The organism is Patescibacteria group bacterium (genome assembly GCA_035549555.1).
Taxonomy (GTDB): domain Bacteria; phylum Patescibacteriota; class Microgenomatia; order UBA8517; family UBA8517; genus Co84-156.
The window spans coordinates 552618-568682 of record DASZQR010000010.1; the positions used below are offsets into that span (position 1 = coordinate 552618).

The following is a 16065-nucleotide window of genomic DNA, read 5'->3' on the forward strand; positions in this document are numbered from 1 at the left end:
TTATATCATCACTTAGCTACTTGTCTTTTAAGTTTCTTCCCTGGAGTAAATCTTGGAGATCTATGAGATTTTATTGTTACAAATTTGTCAGTCTTTGGAATCCTCACAGTTTTTCCTTTCATAGAAATAACTCTGAAAGTTCCAAATCCGCTAAGTACTACTTTTTCTCCTTTTGCAAGAACGCGTCCAAGTTCATCTAAAAATACATCAACTGCTTCTTCTGCTCCTTTTTTTGTTAAGTGTGCTTTTCGTGCAACTTGTTCAACTAATTCTTTCTTTGTCATAATTTTTTAATTACAAGCTTCGCTTATCTTTGTAAGTTAGAGAATAATAAAATAATCTCAAAAAGTCAAGCTCTTTAATGTGCAGCAGTTGTATCGCTTGCGCGAACTTCTCGAATCACAGTTACTTTAATTTGCCCTGCATAGCTTGCTTCTCTCTCAAGTGCTTTTGCAATGTCATGAGCTAAAACTGTCATCCTGTCATCATCAACTTCGTCAGGGTTAACAACAACTCTCACATCGCGTCCTGCTTGAAATGCTATCGCTGAGGCAACTCCTTCAAATCTCCCGGCAACTTCTTCAATTTTAGTCATACGTTTTACATATTCTTCATGAGGTTCATATCGTGCTCCAGGTCGGCTTCCTGAAATGGCGTCCGCTGTCCAAACAATTACAGATTCAATTGAAGAAAATGGCTTATCTTCATGATGTTCTGCTACAGCATTCACTACTTCCTTTGGCATTCCAAATCTTTTCAAAGTTGCAACACCAGTTTGCACATGTGTTCCTTCCTCTTCTGTTACAACTTTTCCAATATCATGGAAAAGGCATCCAAGCCTTACGGTTTCCACATTTGCTCCAAGCTCTTCAGCAATATGTACCCCGATTTTTGTTTCTTCAATTGTATGAATTCCCAAGTTTTGTCCATAAGAAGTTCTAAATCTATATCTTCCAAGTAATTTAAGAAGCTCAACCGGTAAATTAAACACACCACATTCACTAGCAATTTTCTTACCTTCTTCAAGTAACACTTCTTCCATTTGAGAGCGAACTTGTGCTACAACTTCTTCAATTCTTGAAGGCTGGATTCTTGCATCTTTAATTAAAATCTCAAGAGCCCTTTTAGCAACTTCACGTCGAAGCGAATCAAACGAAGAAAGTCTAATTACATTTCCTTCATCCATTTCCACTTCAACTCCAGTTGTTGATTCAAAGCTGCGAATATTTCTTCCTTCACGTCCAATAATTTTTCCTTTAACTTCCTCGCTTGGAAGCGTTACTGTAGAAATAGAATATTCAGCACTGTAGCTTGTTGCTCCATGCTTCATTGCATCAACTATTACCTCTCGAGCTTTTTCGTTTGCTTCAGTTTTTATGCGTTCTTCTGCTTGCTTAATTTTCTTTGCAATTTCAGCAGTCAAATCTTTCTGGACTTCGTTAAGAAGTTCTCGCTTTGCCTCGTCGCGTGTCATTCCCGACACTTTTTCTAATTTTTCAATATATTCATCTTGTTTGTTTGCCATATTTTAAATTTGAAGACAGCAGAAATTATTTAATTTCGGTACTGAAGTTAAAACTAATCTTTAACTCATTCATCTTCGCCACTATTATATCTTTCTATGGTCTTTTTAGCAAGCTCAAAGGCAAATCCTCGGCCGGCCAAATAAGCAATCATTTTCTGTTTTCGTTTAGTTTTTTCAATATTTTCGAAGTGTATTTTTCTTTTTTGAAGTAAATTTAATGCCATTTTTTCTTCATCAATTTGAGTATTTTCAAGCATTTTATTCATTATTTCGTCATTTATTCCTTTCATTTTTAATTCCATCCTTAAAACTTTTTTTGGTTTTGCATTAAAACTGTTTCGTGATTCTATCCAAAATCTTGCAAATTCTTCATCATTAACTACTCCAAATTGGCTTAATTTTTCAAATAGATCTTTATATAAAACGTTAGGTACTTTTTTGCGTTTCAAATAATCTTTTATTTCTTTTTCGCTATGAGGTCTTGAAGTACTCCATTTAAAAACTCTATCAAACGTTTTCTGAAACTCAGCTTTTTTAATAATTTCCTCAATTTCTTGTTCATTTAACTCCTGATTTAGTTTTAAATTTAATAAAACAAAATTATCCAAATCAATTCCAAATCCAAATTTATTGTCCAAATAAACATTGACTCTGTTTTTATCTTCTTGTTGTTTTAGTTGGGTAATTATTGCCATAATTGCATTCTAACATCACAAGATTTATAATTCTCAAAATGATCACAGAAATTCGACCCACCACACAAAACGAGGCAGGCTTCAAGTTTAATCCAAATAAAACTAACACCTGGATAACTAACAATGACAACGAAGCTTTAGCTTTAGGACTTAGTTTAGGAAAATTACCAGGTGTAAAAATTGTAGAAGTAGTACGCGCTCAATTTCCTGAAACTGAAAGTAAAGTTATCTGCGAAACGAAATAGTTAACTATTCTTCCCCATCCTCTTTTTTCTCTTCCCCAATTTCTCTTGGAGTTTTGCCTGTTGTAGCTTTTTCGCGTATTTTCTTGTCAATTTCATCAGCAATATTTTTATTTTCTTTCAAATACGCCTTTGCTCCTTCTCGTCCTTGTGCAATAACAGCGCCGTTATAACTAAAAAAACTTCCTTTCTTTTCAATTATTCCAAGGTCCACTGCAACATCCATTAGTCCGCCTTCTCGACTTATTCCATCATTCATAATGTCAAACTCAGCAACACGAAGCGGCGGTGCTACTTTATTTTTAACAACTCTTACTCGTGTTCTGTTTCCAATTACATTATCTCCGTCTTTAATTGGCTCAATTCTTCTTACATCCAAACGAACAGATGCATAAAATTTCAAAGCCATTCCTCCAGTTGTTGTTTCTGGATTTCCAAACATCACTCCAATTTTTTGCCTTAATTGATTTGTAAAAATCAAAACTGTTTTAGATTTTGAAATTGCACCAGTAAGTTTTCGAAGTGCCTGCGACATTAAACGGGCTTGCATTCCCATCACAGCATCTCCCATAGCTCCTTCTATTTCGGCGCGGGGAACTAAAGCTGCAACAGAATCAACTACAATCACGTCAAGCGCTCCGCTTCTCACCAATGTCTCTACAATTTCCAAAGCTTGCTCTCCAGTATCAGGTTGTGAAAGTAGTAAATCATCCAAATTCACTCCAAGCTGTTCAGCGCGAACCGGGTCAAGTGCATGTTCTGCATCAACAAAAGCACATTGCCCGCCAAGTTTCTGTGCTTGTGCAATTGTAGAAAGAGCAAGTGTAGTTTTTCCAGAAGCTTCAGGCCCGTAAATTTCAATAATACGTCCTCGTGGAAATCCTCCGACTCCAAGTGCAAGGTCCAGTGCAATTACTCCAGTTGAAATAACTTCAATTTTCATTTTCCCGTCCATCTGCGCACCTAATCTCATAATCGAACCTTTGCCATATTGTTTTTCAATTTGGTCCATTGCAAGTTTAATAGCTTGTAATCTTTCGCTTGCACCCTCTTGTGGAACTGGAGCTTCTGTTAGGTCTTTCTTCGCCTTTGCCATACATCAAAATAACAATACTTATAGGAAATTACAAGAGGGAAATGTTTGTCGGGGTACCCAGAATTGAACTGGGATCACGTACACCCCATGCACGCATACTAGCCGTTATACTATACCCCGAGAATGATATATTCTAACAGAAATATGCTATAGTCGCATTGGCATGCAGTTCGTCAAAAAAAATAAATTCCTCTTCATAATATTTCTTCTTGCACTAATTATAAGGCTTTACAATTTAAACACTTTTCCTCTTGGCTTTCATGTTGACGAAGCAAAAGTTGCCTGGGAATCTTTATCAATTATAAAAACTCTAAAAGATGACCACGGAAATTTATTTTCTCTTTATTACAATTCTTTTGGAGATTATCGTCCCACAGGAATTTTTTATGCAAGCATTCCTTTTATAATTCTTTTTGGTAGAAATGTTTTTGCAGTTCGTTTTGCATCAAGTCTTTTTGGAGCACTAACAATTTTTCCTCTATATTTTTTAAGTTACCAAATTACCAAAAACAAAAAAATTTCTTTGCTTTCTTGTTTTCTTCTTTCAATAATTCCCTGGCATGTCGCAACTTCTCGTGCAACTTCTGAGGTCGTAATCTCTGGATTTCTAATCTTATCTTCTCTTGCATTATTAATCAGAAAACCAGTTCTCTCTTTTTTACTATTAGGGTTAAGTTTTTTGTTTTACCACTCAGCTCGAGTCATGAGCCCAATATTGATTTTCTTTTGGGTTTATTATTTACTCGCAAGTGAGTATAGAAAATTTCTTTACTCAAAAAAAACTTTTATCGGCTTATTTTTAGTAACTTTATTCTCTTCTTTTTTGCTATTTAGCCCACAAGGAGAAGCAAGGTTAAGTCAGGTAGCTCTCCCTAATCCCAATTTAAGAAATATAATAATAAATTACACCACCTATCTTGATCCAAACTTTTTTATTGGTGACATTGCGAAACCTTTCAGATATACAACTGCAAATGTGGGCATCATCTCAATTCCGATATTCGTATTATTCCTTTTAGGAATATATATCATTTTAAAAACAAATAAAAATAAAATCTTACTTTTGTTTTTTGCATTGGGCCCAATCCCAGCAAGTCTTACTTTAGAAGATTCCCCCAATCTTCACCGTGCTTTTTTTATGTTGCCATTTTTAATTATCATTGCAGCAATTGGCCTAAATTATTTTTACGAAAATCAAAAATTAATATTTAAAATTTTTCTCTTTTGTATCGCTTTCAGTTTTATAAGTTTTTGTATAAATTATTTTAATACTACAAATAATATTGCTTTTGAATATAGAGATCCCCAAACAAAATCTCTTTCAAATTATATTTATCAAAATAAAAATAACTACGATTTAATTTATGTAACTAATGACCCTGATAGCCCTTATCCTTGGTTTTATTTTTTCCATGGCTATAATCCAAAAGATGTTAATAAAGCTTTAGAAGCTGGATATAATGGCAAGTGGCAATACGAAAATATTGTTTGGGACAACACAAGATGCCCTCGAGCTAATGCTTTTGATGAAGCTTTAAAAAATAAAAATATAAAAAAGATTTTAGTAATTGATAACGGCCAGTGTACAACTGATCCGATTAAAACTCACGAAGATGCAAAAATAATTAAAGAGTTTAGTTATAATGGAACTGTTAATTACAGAGTCTGGGAATACAAACCAATAAGAATTTAATATAATTAATAAATGACAATCATAAATCCAAAATGGTCACAAAATACAAATCCGGTTTTAATTAACAATTTAAATATATTAAAACCTGGAACAGTATTAGATATTGGTGGTTCTGACGGAGTTAATGATTTATTCTTAGCAAAAAACAAATTTAAAGTTACAAACATTGATGTAGACAAAGAAGCGCTAGAAATTCTATCAAAAGAATCTAAGTTACAAAATTTAAAAATTGAAACAATAAACGCAGATCTAAATAATTTCCAAATAAATAATAATTACGACAACATTATCTGCTTTTATGTTTTACATTTTCTTGAAAAAGAAATTGCAATTAATTTAATTAAAGACATTAAAAATCACACAAACAAAAACGGAATTAATATAATTATCACCTTTACAAATAAAGGTGAATTTGAAATCAATAAAAAAAGATTTTATCCAACTTCAGAAGAATTTATCGAGTTTTACAAAGATTGGGAAATACTTTATAAAAATAATTTTATTGGTCAAACTAAATCAGGTAAAAACCAGCAAAGAATTATTTTAGTTGCAAAAAAGAATTAACGTTTTGGAGATTGCTTACGACGTCTCGCTTTTCCACCAGTGTTCATCTTTCTTCTTTCGCGTTCTCTTGAATCTCTTTTCAAGAGTCCTGCTTTTTTAAGAGGCTGACGGTGTTCTGTTTTTACTTTTGAAAGAGCTCTTGAAAGCCCATGAACTACTGCATCAAGTTGTCCTTCTTTTCCTCCTCCAGTAACTCTTGCTGTAAAGAAATATTTATCAGTTAACATCAGTAGTTCAAGCGGTTTGCTCCAGGAAACTCTTGCAGCATCTCCTGGAAAATATTTTCCGACAACTTGTCCGTTTACTGTATTTTCCTCGCTTCCTTTACCGGCATCGCCGTGCAAGCTTTGCTTATAAAGTCGCACTCTTGCAGAAGCGTTTTTTCGCTTACCTACTCCATAAGTGTAATTCTTTTTAGTTGCCATTATTTAAACATTTCCTTCTTTGGATTATTACTATCATTGCTTATAAAAAGTCTTGCCATTCTTTTATCTCTCAAACGATTTTCAGGTAACATTCTTTTTACAGCTAATTCAATTATTCTTTCTGGATGAGTTGCCTTCATATGAGCATAAGATATATCTTTAAATCCTCCAGGATATCCTGAATGTCCGTAATATCTCTTTTGTTCAGCTTTTTTGCCTGTTACAGTAATTTCTGCTGCATTAATTACAACCACATTATCTCCATTGTCCATATGTGGGCTGTAGGTAGCTTTAGTTTTACCCATAAGAGACATTGCTATTTGAGTTGCAAGTCTGCCAAGTACTTGATCTTTTGCATCAAATAGCTTCCAGTCTCTTTTTACTTCTTTTGCTTTAGGTTGGTATGAAACAAACAAATTCTTCATCATACAAATTCCATTCGCACCATTGGTGCATTATCTCCTCTTCTATTAGGAAGTACAGTAATTCTGGTAAATCCAGATTTCCTTTCTTCCGTTTTCTTTTTCAAAGAAAAGATCTTTTCCATAGCGACACTATCATTAGCAAGCTTTGATAAAACGAGTCTTCGATTTGCAACATTGTCTTTAGCTACAAGTGTAAATAGTTTATCTACATCAGCCTGAATAGCTTTCGCTTTAGTCTTTGTTGTCTCAATTTTTCCATTAAGAATCAAAGAGACAATCAAAGACCGAAAAAGAGCTTGTCTTGTATCAGTATCGCGGGAAAGTTTTTTCCCGTAAACTTTTTTATACATTAAACTCCACTCCTTTCTCCATTAATGCTGCGCGGATTATCTTCAAAGATTTCTCTCCAAGATTTCGTACATGCATTAAATCTTCGCGTTTGGCATTAACAAGTTTTTCAACTGTTTCATAACCGGCTTTTGCAAGAGCATTAGCTACTCTTGTTGGAAGTCCGATTTCTTCAACTGAAAGTTTTCCAACTTGTCCAAGTCCGGAAACTGTCTTTACTTCAGCATCAACTTTTTTGCTAACTTCTTTAGGGTTAACGATTTGATTAAAGCAAGAAACTAAAATATTTGATGCAGCTTTTACTGCTTCATTTGGTTTAATTGTTCCATCAGTCCAGACTTCCATTGAAAGTTTATCGTAATTGGTAATTCGTCCAACACGAGTTTCTTCAACTTTGTAGTTAACTCGAACAATTGGTGAAAAAAGCGCATCAAGAGCAATAACTCCAACGCCCTCTTTGACTCTTTCTTCAAATGGAGAATATCCAACTCCACTTTCAATAGTTAAGGCTGCTGATAATTTTGCTCCTTTTGAAAGGTTTGCCAAAACTAAATCAGGATTTGCTACTTTAACTCCTCCTGAGACTTTAATGTCGCCTGCTTTCACTTCACCGCTTGTTGTTACATCAAGTGTTGCTTTCGCAGTTTCGCTTACATTAGTAAATCTCACTTTTTTAAGATTAAGCAAAAAGTCTAAGACATCTTCTTTCATTCCTGTAAGGCTTGAAAATTGATGTTTAACTCCAGCAATCTTAACTTGAGTAATAGCTGATCCTTTAAGACTCGAAAGTAAAACCCTGCGAAGGGCTACTCCCAAAGTATTTCCATAACCATATGGAAGAGGAGAAATTATAAATTTAGAATAATTATCTCCTTGTTTTTCTTCTGTAATTTCAAACATTGGCTCCATAAAATTCACCTCTTTTCATCTAGAGTAAAACTCTATTATATCAGATTCATTAATTAATTCCTTAATATCGTCTCTTTTTACTGTTCTCTCGACTTTTCCAGCTCCTGCTTTTCTATTTAACCAGCCTGGAATTGTTGGTTCCTTATCAGCAAGTAACTTAGAAACATTAGGCACAGTCATTGCAGACTGATCAAGTGCAACTGTATCTCCAGGTTTCAATTGATATGATGGAATATTAACAGTTTTTCCGTTAACTAACACATGCCTATGTGATACAAGCTGGCGGGCCTGTGGGCGGGTCTTTGCAAATCCAAGTCTGTATACTACATTATCAAGTCTACTTTCAAGTAGCACGAAAAGTTCATTTGCAGAGTTTCCTTTAAATTTAAGTGCTGCCTCCATATATTTTGCAAATTGACGTTCCAATATTCCATACATTCTCTTTACTTTCTGTTTCTCGCGAAGTTGGCGTCCAAATTGAGATTGCGCTCTCATTTGTCCTTTTGGTCCGTGCATTCCAGGGGTCTGTGAAAGGCGAGTTAATTTAGCTCCCTTACTAAACAAATCGAAATTCTCTCGTCTGCTTAATCTGTCGAGTGGTCCTGTATAACGTGCCATATTACCCTCTTCTCCTTTTCTTTGGTCTCGGTCCGTCAAATGGCTGTGGTGTAAGATCAGCTATCATAGAAATTTTCATGTTAGCTGCTCGAATTGCTCGAAGTGCTGCATCTCGCCCTGGTCCAGGTCCTTTAATATAAACTTCAACTTCAGAAATTCCTTTATCTTTTGCTGTTTTTGTAACACTCTCAACTGCAGTTGTTGCTGCAAATGGTGTTGCTTTGCGTGTTCCTTTAAATCCGCTTTTACCGCTACTTCCCCAAGAAAGTGTTCTTCCTTCATCATCAGTAATAGTTACAAGTGTGTTATTAAACGAAGCATAAATATATGCTTTACCTTTATCTTGCGATAAACGCTTATCATTACTTCTTGGCATTTGCATCCTCCTTTGCGGTTGTGTCCATCTTTGTTAAAACTTCTTTCTTAAATGCTCCAACAGTCTTACGTTTTCCTCGCTTTGTACGTGCGTTTGTTCTTGTTCGCTGTCCTCGTACAGGAAGCGCTTTTGCATGTCTTGTTCCGCGGTACGTTCCAATTTCTCGAAGTCTTGCTATATTTCCTCTTATCTGTCTTACTAAATCTCCCTCAGTTGTATATTCATCAAGTTTTGTTGTAATTACAGAAAAATCATCAGGACCTAAATCTTTTAATCTTTTGCTTTCATCCATTTTTAAAGCTTTCATAATTTCCTCTGATTTGCTCCAGCCAATACCATTAATACGCGTTAACGCGTATGCGAGTCTCAAATTGTCGTTCATTTCTATTCCAGCTAGTCTTGCCATATTTTTTTAACCCTGTCTTTGTTTGTGCTTAGGATTTTTGCAAATCACATACAGAAATCCTTTACGTTTAACAATTTTACAATCTTTACACATTACTTTTATTGACGATTTAACTTTCATATATTTTCCTTTCTATCTCTTCCAAACTATACGTCCTCGATCTTTATCGTAAGGCGTCATTTCTACTTTCACTCTATCTCCCGGAAAAACTCTCACAAACCCTCTTCTCATTTTTCCAGTAAGTGTTGCCAGAATCACACGACCATCTGCCAAAACTATCCTAAACATTGTATTTGGCAGCGCTTCTCGTACTTCCCCTTCAAAAATTTCTGTATTAGTCGTTTTCATTCAGTTAACACAATAGGACCGCGGCTAGTTATCGCTACGGTCTCTTCCCAAAGTCCTGCTATTGTACCATCTTTTGTGCGTAGTGTCCACCCGTCTTTATCCTGCCGAATTTCGCCATCTCCAGGCGTATACATCACCTCAACTGCAAGCACCATTCCCTCTCCTATAACCAAATCCATAACAGGATCATCGCTAAAATAATTAGGAATAGAAGGCTCTTCGTGTAATTCATGCCCCACACCATGTCCTGTAAGTACCCAAATCGGCCTCAAATTATGTGCAATTAGTTCCTTCTCAATAGCTTTCGCTATATCTCCAATAGTTTTCCCTTTTTTCACTTGGGCAATCCCAGCTAAATCCGCCTTTCTTCCGTAAGCCAAAAAATCCTTTTTGCCCTGATCTTTACCTAAATATACAGTCAAAGCTGTGTCAGTATGAAATCCTTTATAATAAATTCCCACATCAACGCTCACAACATCTCCTTCTTTAAAAATAGTTGTTTCTTTTGGAATGCCATGAACAACTCCGTCATTTACATTAATACAAGTCACCCATTTATAGTGAGGTACTTTATCAAAGCTTCCCTTAGCCCCTTCTTCTTTAATAAGTTTGCGGGCTAGGTTTTCAATTTCCATGGCATTAACTCCAGGTTTTACTGCTTTACCCAATGCTTTTTTAACTCTTCCAAGTTTTTTGCCTCCTTCAAGCATTATTTGCATTTCTGCCTCTGTTTTTAAACTAATTTTTCGCATTTTCAATTATTCTTTCCAAATCTTTTTGTATTGCATCAACTGTTCTTTCTCCATCAACTTCAACAACTTTAGTATCTTTTCTTAATTCATCAATTAAAGGCACAGTCTGGTCATTATAAAGTTTTAATCTTTCTTTTATAGATTCTTCTGTATCATCTTCGCGCTTTCGCAAACTTAATCTATTAAGTGTTGTCTCTTCACTGATATTCAAAACTAAAACAAGATCTATTTTTACTTTTTTATCAGAAAGCCATCCCTTTACAAATTTATACTGTTCAAGCTGCCTTGGAAATCCATCAAAAAGAATATTGTCATAAACTTGTTTTTCATCCAAATATGCTTCAATATAAGCTACCAGCTCTTCGCTTGGGACCAATTTCCCTTCATCCATCATATTGCGAAGCACTTCATTATTTTCGGCTATCTGCCTTAGAAATTCTCCGCTCTCAAAATAAAAAAAACCAAATTTTTCAACAAGTAATTTTGCTTGTGTTCCTTTTCCGCTTCCTTGAGGTCCAAGTATTACTATATTCATAAAATTTATTCTGCCACAAATCTCTCATATTTCTTCATAGAAAGCTGCGCCTGAAGATCTCGAACCATTTCAAGAATTACTGAAACAACAATCAATACTCCAGTTCCTCCAATAACCAAATTGGAAATTTGTAATGTTGATTGAAGTATTGATGGTAAGATTGCAATAAATCCCAAAAATACCGCTCCAGCAAGAGTAACTCTGTTTACCACATATCCTAAATATTTCTGAGTCTGCATTCCAGGCCTTTTCCCGGGAATAAAAGCACCATTTCGCTGTAATCTTTCAGTAACTTTTTCAGGATTAAAAACAACTGTCGCAGTATAAAAATAAGTAAACCCAACCACCAAAAGAAAATAAAACACATTGTAAAGAATTGTATTTGGGTTCATATAAACCAGAAGCTGCGTAAAAAACTTCGAGACAGCTCCATGTGCAATTCCTCCAGCAAATTGAGCAATCAAAGAAGGCGCCGATACAAGTGCAATTGCAAAAATTATTGGAATTACTCCAGCTTGGTTTAGTTGTAATGGAATATAAGACGCCTGCGCAATTGGAGAAGAGCCGTTATTTCGTCTTGCATATTTAATCGGAATGCGCCTAACAGCTTCAGATACATAGACAACTAAAGTAATAATAAGAAGCGCAACTACTACAAATATTCCCACTTTTGTTAAGTCAGTTTTTGTAATTGTTCCAATTGAAGTTCCAAGTGCTACAGGAAGCCTTGAAATAATTCCTGCAAAAATAAGAAATGAAACTCCGTTTGTAACCCCGTATTCAGTAATAAGTTCCCCAAGCCAGACAGCAAACATTGTTCCAGCAACCAAAGTTAAAATAAATGCAAGCAACTGTACTGGTCCCAAAGTCCCAATAATTCCTTGTCCTTTAAGAAGCAAATAAGCACCCATTCCCTGAAGCGCAGCCAAGGGTACAGTTAAAAATCTTGTGTATTGATTAATTTTATCTTGTCCATACTCTCCTTCTTCTTGTAATTCTTCAATTGATGGAATCACATATCCAAGAAGTTGCAAGATAATCGAGGCATTAATATAAGGGTTAAGTCCAAGCGCCATAATAGAAAAATTTGCAAGTGTTCCTCCAGAAAAAACATCAAGAAGAGATAAAAGCGGGCTTCCATTAAAAAGTTGTTGAAGTGAAGTTCTATCAATTCCTGCAACAGGAACATGAGCTATAAAACGAAATACAACCAGAAGTAGGGCTGTTATAAAAATTTTCTTTCTGACGACGTCAGACTTTGCGCACTTTACAAAAAAATCTGCAATAGACTTAAGCATTTATTCGTTTAGCAACTGATTTAGACATCGGTAATTCTATTTTAAGTTTCTTCTTGAGTTCTCCTTTACCCAAAATTTTGACCCCAAATCGTTTTGCATCTTTAATGTCTACTATTCCAGCTTTTGCAAGCGTTTCAATTGTTACAGTTTCTCCATCTTTCATTAAATTAAGCACTTCTAAATTAATAATTAATGGCTTATCGTTAGCTTTAAATTTGCTTCTTCCTCTCTGCATTGGAAGACGACGAAGCAATGATTTCTTTACTTTATATCCTTCAAAAAGCACATTGATCGTTCTTCTTGTTTTTTGTCCTTTTTGTCCGCGCCCTGCAGTATGAAATCCCTTTCCACTTCCCCCTCCACGTCCAACTCTTTTATGGCGAGGCTTTACTAATTTTTGCAAATCATTTTGCATTTATGTTTTTCCTTTCTACAATATCACTTATTTTCTCAAGTGCCGAGATTGTCGCATATACATTACTAATTTTATTTTTTGTTCCCAAAATTTTTGCACTTGCGTCGCGCACTCCTGCGGCATCAAGTACAACTCGAATTGCTCCTCCTGCAATAATTCCGCTTCCTTGTGGTGCCGGCTTCAAAACTATTTTTGCTGCTCCATATTTCACATTAACTTCATAGGCAACTGTTGTTCCGCGAAGCGGAACTACAATCAATTTACGTTTTGCTGCAGTTATAGCTTTTTGGACTGCACTACGCACGTCTTTTGCTTTTGCAAGTCCGACTCCAACTTTTCCTTTTTTATCTCCAACAACTACAAGAGCTGCAAATCTCATTTGGTTTCCGCCTTTTGTTTTCTTGGAAATTCTATTTATTTGCACAACTGTCTCAGTAAATTCTTTTTCAGCCTGATAAAAATTATTATTTCTTCTATTGTTGTTTCGGTTATTGTTTTGCATATTAAAATTCTAATCCTTTCGCACGAGCTGCATCAGCCAAAGCTTTAACTTTTCCATGATATCTATATTTGCGTCTGTCATATGTAATCTTTTTAGCTTTTGCCTTAATTGCTTTTTCTGCAACTTCCTCTCCAACTTTTACTGCATCAGTTCCTTTTGCTGCTGCAATTGTATGTCCTTTAATATCATCAATCACTTGAGCATAAATAAATTTATTACTTCTAAATACACTAAGTCTAAATCTTTGTTCAGTTTTGTTAGTTTTTTTCATAGTATTAAATTTAAGCTGCTGTCTTTGCTGCCTGTTTTCCAGGTTTCAACTTCAAAACTTCTCCCAAATATCTTATTCCTTTTCCTTTGTATGGATCTGGTTCTTTTGCACGTCTTATATTTGCTGCAAGTTGTGTAACTGTATTAAGATCAATTCCTTCAACAGTAACAACATTTTTTTCTACTACAAATTTCACATTAGTTGGTGCAGTAAAAGTAACTGGGTGAGAAAATCCAATTGTCAAAACCAAATCATTTCCTCTTACTTCCGCGCGGTATCCTGTTCCTTGCAATTCAAGCTTTTTATTAAATCCATTAGTAACTCCCTCAATCATGTTAACTACATGGCTTTTTGTAGTTCCAAGTATGCTTCTTCCAAATTTAGTTTCTGTCTTTTCTTTTGAACCAAAACTTAATTCATTTTCTTTCATAGAAACCTGAACAGTTTCTGGAATTTCTCTTTCAAGATTTCCTTTTGCTCCGGTTACTTTAATCTTATTGGAATCCAATTGAATTTGAACTCCTGCTGGTATTGTTACTGGTCTTTTTGCAAATTTTGACATATTACCAAATCTCCGCGATTACTTCTCCACCAACATTCTCTTTAATTGCTTTTTTATTTGAAATAATTCCTTTTGGTGTCGTTAAAATTAATATTGACGATCCTTTCTTTCTAAGTTTTAGTTCATCGATATTGCGATAAACGCGTAGTCCTGGTTTTGAAATAAGTGTAAGATCCATCAAAACTGGTTTCTTATGAGAAATTGCAATTTTTGCTGTTAATTTTCCTTCATTTACAGAAACCTCGCTCAAAAATCCTTCAGTTTTTAAACATTCTGCAATTGCTTTTACAAGCTTTGTCGAATTAACTGTTAAATCAGTGCGATCAGCTCTTGCTGCATTCTTTACTCTAATTAAAAAATCTCCAACTGTATAATTTACCATATTACCAAGACGCCTTTCTAACTCCTGGAATTTCGCCTTTATTGGCAAGTTCCCTAAAACAAAGTCTGCAAATTCCGAATTTTCTCATATAACCACGGCTTCGGCCACAAAGCCTACATCGGTTTCTGTATTGAACCTTGTACTTTAATTTTTTATGTTCTCTTACTTCTTTAGCTGTTGTTGCCATAATTGTAATCAATTACAAGCAAATTCTTATTTGCTTATATTTCTCCTTTCAAGTTTTTCAAACGGCATTCCCATTAATTCCAATAATTTTCTCGATTGCTCTACATTTTTTACATTTGTTACAAAAGTGATTTCCATTCCTCGTGGATTTGTAACTTTTGCCAAATCAATTTCAGGAAAAACTGTATGCTCTACAATTCCCAAAGTATAATTTCCTGCCTGATCAAAACTTTTCAAAGGCACTCCTCTAAAATCTCTTAGTCTTGGAAGCACTATTTTAACCAATTTTTCGTAAAAATCATACATTCGCTTTCCGCGAAGTGTCACAACCATTCCCACATTCATTCCAAGTCTCAAATTAAATCCTGCAATCGAAACTCTTGCTTTAGTAATTTTTACTTTTTGCCCAGTAATTGTTGCTAAATCTTCTGCAATTTGTGTTGCAATTTCTTTACTCTTCAAAGCTTCTCCAGTTCCGCAGTTCACAACAATTTTAGTCAATTTTGGAATTGCCATCACATTTTTAATAGCAAATTCTTTAACTAACTCATCTTTAATTGTTTTTTTATAATCTTCTTGTAAACTCATATAGTTTTCCCGCACTTTCTACAAATTCGAACCTTCTTACCATCAACAATCTTTACTCCAACTCTTGTAATTTTTTTACAATTTGGGCAAATTAAAGCAATTTTTCCAAGTGTTAAAGGTCTGGAAAGTTCATAAACTCCACCTTTTCCGTCAGCTGTAAGCTGCGCTTTAACATGTTTCTTGTAAATATTTACTCCAGGAACTAAGACAGCAGATTTTTTTGGCATTACTTGTTCAATTTTTCCCGTCTTTCCTTTATCTTTTCCAGCTGTAATTTTAACTTCGTCTCCTTTTTTAAATTTAAACATTTAAATAACCTCCCTTGCTAAAGATGCAATTTTTGTATATCCAGCTTCTTTAACTTCTCTTGCAATAGGCCCCAAAATTCTAGTCCCTCTTGGTAATCCGTCTTTATCAATAACAACCCCTGCATTATCATCAAATCGTACATAAGTCCCATCAGCTCTTCTTGTTTCTTTGTGTGTTCGTACAATCACAACATTTACTTTTTCCTGATCAAGAACCACTCCGGCAGAATCAGCTCCATGGACAACACATTTCACAACTTGTCCTAAATGAGCTTTCTTTCCAAGTCTTCCAGGAACTCCCATTACCATTAATTTTTTAGCACCGCTATTGTCAGCTGGATTTAAAACTGTTCTTAGATATATCATTTCTTACCCTCCACATAAATTTCCCACTTTTTTGTCTTGCTATGTGGTTTACTCGCTATAAAATTCACAACATCCCCAACATTTACTCCAATTTCATCATGAACTTGGAAAGTTCGTGATCTTTTAATTTTCTTGTCATATATTGGATGCGTTACAAAACGTTCAACTTCAATAGTTGCCGTCTTTGCATTCTTAGTTGCTACTACTTTTCCTGTAAATATTTTCATACT

Annotated in this window: 29 protein-coding genes; 3 read left to right on the forward strand and 26 right to left on the reverse strand. The window is 34.9% G+C overall.

The window, feature by feature from the left end; translation table 11 throughout:
- Positions 1-8 precede the first annotated feature (8 nt).
- From VG895_03815 to VG895_03825, 3 genes are all read right to left on the reverse strand, one after another.
- Entirely contained in the window at positions 9-284 is a 276-nt protein-coding gene (locus VG895_03815; protein ID HWA52153.1) for an HU family DNA-binding protein, read from the reverse strand.
- A 74-nt stretch (positions 285-358) separates the two neighbouring features.
- Positions 359-1525 carry a ribonuclease Y gene (rny, locus tag VG895_03820; GenBank protein ID HWA52154.1) on the reverse strand — a complete coding sequence of 389 codons (1167 nt, stop codon included), beginning with the start codon at positions 1523-1525 and terminating at the stop codon, positions 359-361.
- A 65-nt stretch (positions 1526-1590) separates the two neighbouring features.
- A complete protein-coding gene (locus VG895_03825; protein ID HWA52155.1) occupies positions 1591-2220 on the reverse strand; it encodes a RecX family transcriptional regulator in 630 nt (209 codons plus the stop codon).
- Positions 2221-2258: 38 nt separating this feature from the next.
- On the opposite strand from VG895_03825, the gene VG895_03830 reads away from it, so the two are divergent.
- Entirely contained in the window at positions 2259-2465 is a 207-nt protein-coding gene (locus VG895_03830; protein HWA52156.1) for a hypothetical protein, read from the forward strand.
- A gap of 4 nt (positions 2466-2469) precedes the next feature.
- On the opposite strand, the gene recA is transcribed toward VG895_03830, so the two are convergent.
- Positions 2470-3558, reverse strand: a complete 1089-nt coding sequence (gene recA / locus VG895_03835; protein ID HWA52157.1) for a recombinase RecA — start codon at positions 3556-3558, stop codon at positions 2470-2472.
- Positions 3559-3721: 163 nt separating this feature from the next.
- Here recA and VG895_03840 point away from each other — a divergent pair, with 163 nt between their 5' ends.
- On the forward strand, positions 3722-5251 hold the full coding sequence (locus tag VG895_03840; GenBank protein ID HWA52158.1) for a glycosyltransferase family 39 protein: 1530 nt from the start codon (positions 3722-3724) through the stop codon (positions 5249-5251).
- Positions 5252-5263: 12 nt separating this feature from the next.
- Entirely contained in the window at positions 5264-5815 is a 552-nt protein-coding gene (locus VG895_03845; GenBank protein HWA52159.1) for a methyltransferase domain-containing protein, read from the forward strand.
- Here the strand turns inward: VG895_03845 and rpsI are convergent.
- The 22 genes from rpsI to rpsQ are packed head-to-tail and all read right to left on the reverse strand — an operon-like array spanning position 5812 to position 16062.
- Positions 5812-6240: a 30S ribosomal protein S9 gene (gene rpsI, locus VG895_03850; protein HWA52160.1), complete on the reverse strand. Its 429-nt coding sequence runs from the start codon at positions 6238-6240 to the stop codon at positions 5812-5814. The genes VG895_03845 and rpsI overlap by 4 nt on opposite strands.
- Positions 6240-6665 carry a 50S ribosomal protein L13 gene (gene rplM / locus VG895_03855; protein ID HWA52161.1) on the reverse strand — a complete coding sequence of 142 codons (426 nt, stop codon included), beginning with the start codon at positions 6663-6665 and terminating at the stop codon, positions 6240-6242. The genes rpsI and rplM overlap by 1 nt, the downstream gene beginning before the upstream one ends.
- Entirely contained in the window at positions 6665-7015 is a 351-nt protein-coding gene (rplQ, locus tag VG895_03860; GenBank protein ID HWA52162.1) for a 50S ribosomal protein L17, read from the reverse strand. The genes rplM and rplQ overlap by 1 nt, the downstream gene beginning before the upstream one ends.
- On the reverse strand, positions 7008-7922 hold the full coding sequence (locus tag VG895_03865; GenBank protein HWA52163.1) for a DNA-directed RNA polymerase subunit alpha: 915 nt from the start codon (positions 7920-7922) through the stop codon (positions 7008-7010). The genes rplQ and VG895_03865 overlap by 8 nt, the downstream gene beginning before the upstream one ends.
- Positions 7923-7937: 15 nt before the next feature.
- Complete coding sequence (gene rpsD, locus VG895_03870) at positions 7938-8540, reverse strand: 30S ribosomal protein S4 (protein HWA52164.1); 603 nt, start codon at positions 8538-8540, stop codon at positions 7938-7940.
- Position 8541: 1 nt separating this feature from the next.
- On the reverse strand, positions 8542-8916 hold the full coding sequence (gene rpsK / locus VG895_03875) for a 30S ribosomal protein S11 (GenBank protein ID HWA52165.1): 375 nt from the start codon (positions 8914-8916) through the stop codon (positions 8542-8544).
- Positions 8903-9322, reverse strand: coding sequence for a 30S ribosomal protein S13 (gene rpsM / locus VG895_03880; protein ID HWA52166.1), 420 nt, complete (start codon positions 9320-9322; stop codon positions 8903-8905). The genes rpsK and rpsM overlap by 14 nt, the downstream gene beginning before the upstream one ends.
- 6 nt (positions 9323-9328) lie before the next feature.
- The gene (gene rpmJ, locus VG895_03885; protein HWA52167.1) at positions 9329-9442 is read right to left on the reverse strand and encodes a 50S ribosomal protein L36; all 114 of its coding nucleotides are present in this window, start codon (positions 9440-9442) and stop codon (positions 9329-9331) included.
- A 12-nt stretch (positions 9443-9454) separates the two neighbouring features.
- Positions 9455-9670 (reverse strand): translation initiation factor IF-1, encoded by a 216-nt coding sequence (infA, locus tag VG895_03890; GenBank protein HWA52168.1) that lies wholly within the window; start codon positions 9668-9670, stop codon positions 9455-9457.
- Positions 9667-10422, reverse strand: coding sequence for a type I methionyl aminopeptidase (gene map, locus VG895_03895; GenBank protein ID HWA52169.1), 756 nt, complete (start codon positions 10420-10422; stop codon positions 9667-9669). Before map ends, infA begins: the two co-directional genes overlap by 4 nt.
- The gene (locus tag VG895_03900) at positions 10409-10957 is read right to left on the reverse strand and encodes a nucleoside monophosphate kinase (protein ID HWA52170.1); all 549 of its coding nucleotides are present in this window, start codon (positions 10955-10957) and stop codon (positions 10409-10411) included. The genes map and VG895_03900 overlap by 14 nt, the downstream gene beginning before the upstream one ends.
- 5 nt (positions 10958-10962) lie before the next feature.
- Positions 10963-12255 (reverse strand): preprotein translocase subunit SecY, encoded by a 1293-nt coding sequence (secY, locus tag VG895_03905; protein ID HWA52171.1) that lies wholly within the window; start codon positions 12253-12255, stop codon positions 10963-10965.
- On the reverse strand, positions 12248-12670 hold the full coding sequence (gene rplO, locus VG895_03910) for a 50S ribosomal protein L15 (protein HWA52172.1): 423 nt from the start codon (positions 12668-12670) through the stop codon (positions 12248-12250). The genes secY and rplO overlap by 8 nt, the downstream gene beginning before the upstream one ends.
- Positions 12660-13172, reverse strand: coding sequence for a 30S ribosomal protein S5 (rpsE, locus tag VG895_03915; GenBank protein HWA52173.1), 513 nt, complete (start codon positions 13170-13172; stop codon positions 12660-12662). The genes rplO and rpsE overlap by 11 nt, the downstream gene beginning before the upstream one ends.
- 1 nt (position 13173) lies before the next feature.
- Complete coding sequence (gene rplR, locus VG895_03920) at positions 13174-13443, reverse strand: 50S ribosomal protein L18 (protein ID HWA52174.1); 270 nt, start codon at positions 13441-13443, stop codon at positions 13174-13176.
- Positions 13444-13453: 10 nt separating this feature from the next.
- A complete protein-coding gene (gene rplF, locus VG895_03925; protein HWA52175.1) occupies positions 13454-14005 on the reverse strand; it encodes a 50S ribosomal protein L6 in 552 nt (183 codons plus the stop codon).
- Position 14006: 1 nt separating this feature from the next.
- Positions 14007-14387, reverse strand: coding sequence for a 30S ribosomal protein S8 (gene rpsH, locus VG895_03930; protein ID HWA52176.1), 381 nt, complete (start codon positions 14385-14387; stop codon positions 14007-14009).
- A 1-nt stretch (position 14388) separates the two neighbouring features.
- Entirely contained in the window at positions 14389-14574 is a 186-nt protein-coding gene (locus VG895_03935; GenBank protein ID HWA52177.1) for a type Z 30S ribosomal protein S14, read from the reverse strand.
- 26 nt (positions 14575-14600) lie between these two features.
- Complete coding sequence (rplE, locus tag VG895_03940; GenBank protein HWA52178.1) at positions 14601-15161, reverse strand: 50S ribosomal protein L5; 561 nt, start codon at positions 15159-15161, stop codon at positions 14601-14603.
- Positions 15158-15469, reverse strand: coding sequence for a 50S ribosomal protein L24 (gene rplX / locus VG895_03945; GenBank protein ID HWA52179.1), 312 nt, complete (start codon positions 15467-15469; stop codon positions 15158-15160). Before rplX ends, rplE begins: the two co-directional genes overlap by 4 nt.
- Positions 15470-15835, reverse strand: coding sequence for a 50S ribosomal protein L14 (gene rplN, locus VG895_03950; GenBank protein HWA52180.1), 366 nt, complete (start codon positions 15833-15835; stop codon positions 15470-15472).
- Entirely contained in the window at positions 15832-16062 is a 231-nt protein-coding gene (rpsQ, locus tag VG895_03955) for a 30S ribosomal protein S17 (GenBank protein ID HWA52181.1), read from the reverse strand. Before rpsQ ends, rplN begins: the two co-directional genes overlap by 4 nt.
- Between the last annotated feature and the right edge of the window lie 3 nt (positions 16063-16065).

What these genes read in the sequence shown, in the direction of transcription:
- VG895_03815 (HWA52153.1), bottom strand. Translation starts at nt 284, where the DNA reads ATGACAAAGAAAGAATTAGTTGAACAAGTTGCACGAAAAGCACACTTA.
- rny (HWA52154.1), bottom strand. Translation starts at nt 1,525, where the DNA reads ATGGCAAACAAACAAGATGAATATATTGAAAAATTAGAAAAAGTGTCG.
- VG895_03825 (HWA52155.1), bottom strand. Translation starts at nt 2,220, where the DNA reads ATGGCAATAATTACCCAACTAAAACAACAAGAAGATAAAAACAGAGTC.
- VG895_03830 (HWA52156.1), top strand. Translation starts at nt 2,259, where the DNA reads ATGATCACAGAAATTCGACCCACCACACAAAACGAGGCAGGCTTCAAG.
- recA (HWA52157.1), bottom strand. Translation starts at nt 3,558, where the DNA reads ATGGCAAAGGCGAAGAAAGACCTAACAGAAGCTCCAGTTCCACAAGAG.
- VG895_03840 (HWA52158.1), top strand. Translation starts at nt 3,722, where the DNA reads ATGCAGTTCGTCAAAAAAAATAAATTCCTCTTCATAATATTTCTTCTT.
- VG895_03845 (HWA52159.1), top strand. Translation starts at nt 5,264, where the DNA reads ATGACAATCATAAATCCAAAATGGTCACAAAATACAAATCCGGTTTTA.
- rpsI (HWA52160.1), bottom strand. Translation starts at nt 6,240, where the DNA reads ATGGCAACTAAAAAGAATTACACTTATGGAGTAGGTAAGCGAAAAAAC.
- rplM (HWA52161.1), bottom strand. Translation starts at nt 6,665, where the DNA reads ATGAAGAATTTGTTTGTTTCATACCAACCTAAAGCAAAAGAAGTAAAA.
- rplQ (HWA52162.1), bottom strand. Translation starts at nt 7,015, where the DNA reads ATGTATAAAAAAGTTTACGGGAAAAAACTTTCCCGCGATACTGATACA.
- VG895_03865 (HWA52163.1), bottom strand. Translation starts at nt 7,922, where the DNA reads ATGGAGCCAATGTTTGAAATTACAGAAGAAAAACAAGGAGATAATTAT.
- rpsD (HWA52164.1), bottom strand. Translation starts at nt 8,540, where the DNA reads ATGGCACGTTATACAGGACCACTCGACAGATTAAGCAGACGAGAGAAT.
- rpsK (HWA52165.1), bottom strand. Translation starts at nt 8,916, where the DNA reads ATGCCAAGAAGTAATGATAAGCGTTTATCGCAAGATAAAGGTAAAGCA.
- rpsM (HWA52166.1), bottom strand. Translation starts at nt 9,322, where the DNA reads ATGGCAAGACTAGCTGGAATAGAAATGAACGACAATTTGAGACTCGCA.
- rpmJ (HWA52167.1), bottom strand. Translation starts at nt 9,442, where the DNA reads ATGAAAGTTAAATCGTCAATAAAAGTAATGTGTAAAGATTGTAAAATT.
- infA (HWA52168.1), bottom strand. Translation starts at nt 9,670, where the DNA reads ATGAAAACGACTAATACAGAAATTTTTGAAGGGGAAGTACGAGAAGCG.
- map (HWA52169.1), bottom strand. Translation starts at nt 10,422, where the DNA reads ATGCGAAAAATTAGTTTAAAAACAGAGGCAGAAATGCAAATAATGCTT.
- VG895_03900 (HWA52170.1), bottom strand. Translation starts at nt 10,957, where the DNA reads ATGAATATAGTAATACTTGGACCTCAAGGAAGCGGAAAAGGAACACAA.
- secY (HWA52171.1), bottom strand. Translation starts at nt 12,255, where the DNA reads ATGCTTAAGTCTATTGCAGATTTTTTTGTAAAGTGCGCAAAGTCTGAC.
- rplO (HWA52172.1), bottom strand. Translation starts at nt 12,670, where the DNA reads ATGCAAAATGATTTGCAAAAATTAGTAAAGCCTCGCCATAAAAGAGTT.
- rpsE (HWA52173.1), bottom strand. Translation starts at nt 13,172, where the DNA reads ATGCAAAACAATAACCGAAACAACAATAGAAGAAATAATAATTTTTAT.
- rplR (HWA52174.1), bottom strand. Translation starts at nt 13,443, where the DNA reads ATGAAAAAAACTAACAAAACTGAACAAAGATTTAGACTTAGTGTATTT.
- rplF (HWA52175.1), bottom strand. Translation starts at nt 14,005, where the DNA reads ATGTCAAAATTTGCAAAAAGACCAGTAACAATACCAGCAGGAGTTCAA.
- rpsH (HWA52176.1), bottom strand. Translation starts at nt 14,387, where the DNA reads ATGGTAAATTATACAGTTGGAGATTTTTTAATTAGAGTAAAGAATGCA.
- VG895_03935 (HWA52177.1), bottom strand. Translation starts at nt 14,574, where the DNA reads ATGGCAACAACAGCTAAAGAAGTAAGAGAACATAAAAAATTAAAGTAC.
- rplE (HWA52178.1), bottom strand. Translation starts at nt 15,161, where the DNA reads ATGAGTTTACAAGAAGATTATAAAAAAACAATTAAAGATGAGTTAGTT.
- rplX (HWA52179.1), bottom strand. Translation starts at nt 15,469, where the DNA reads ATGTTTAAATTTAAAAAAGGAGACGAAGTTAAAATTACAGCTGGAAAA.
- rplN (HWA52180.1), bottom strand. Translation starts at nt 15,835, where the DNA reads ATGATATATCTAAGAACAGTTTTAAATCCAGCTGACAATAGCGGTGCT.
- rpsQ (HWA52181.1), bottom strand. Translation starts at nt 16,062, where the DNA reads ATGAAAATATTTACAGGAAAAGTAGTAGCAACTAAGAATGCAAAGACG.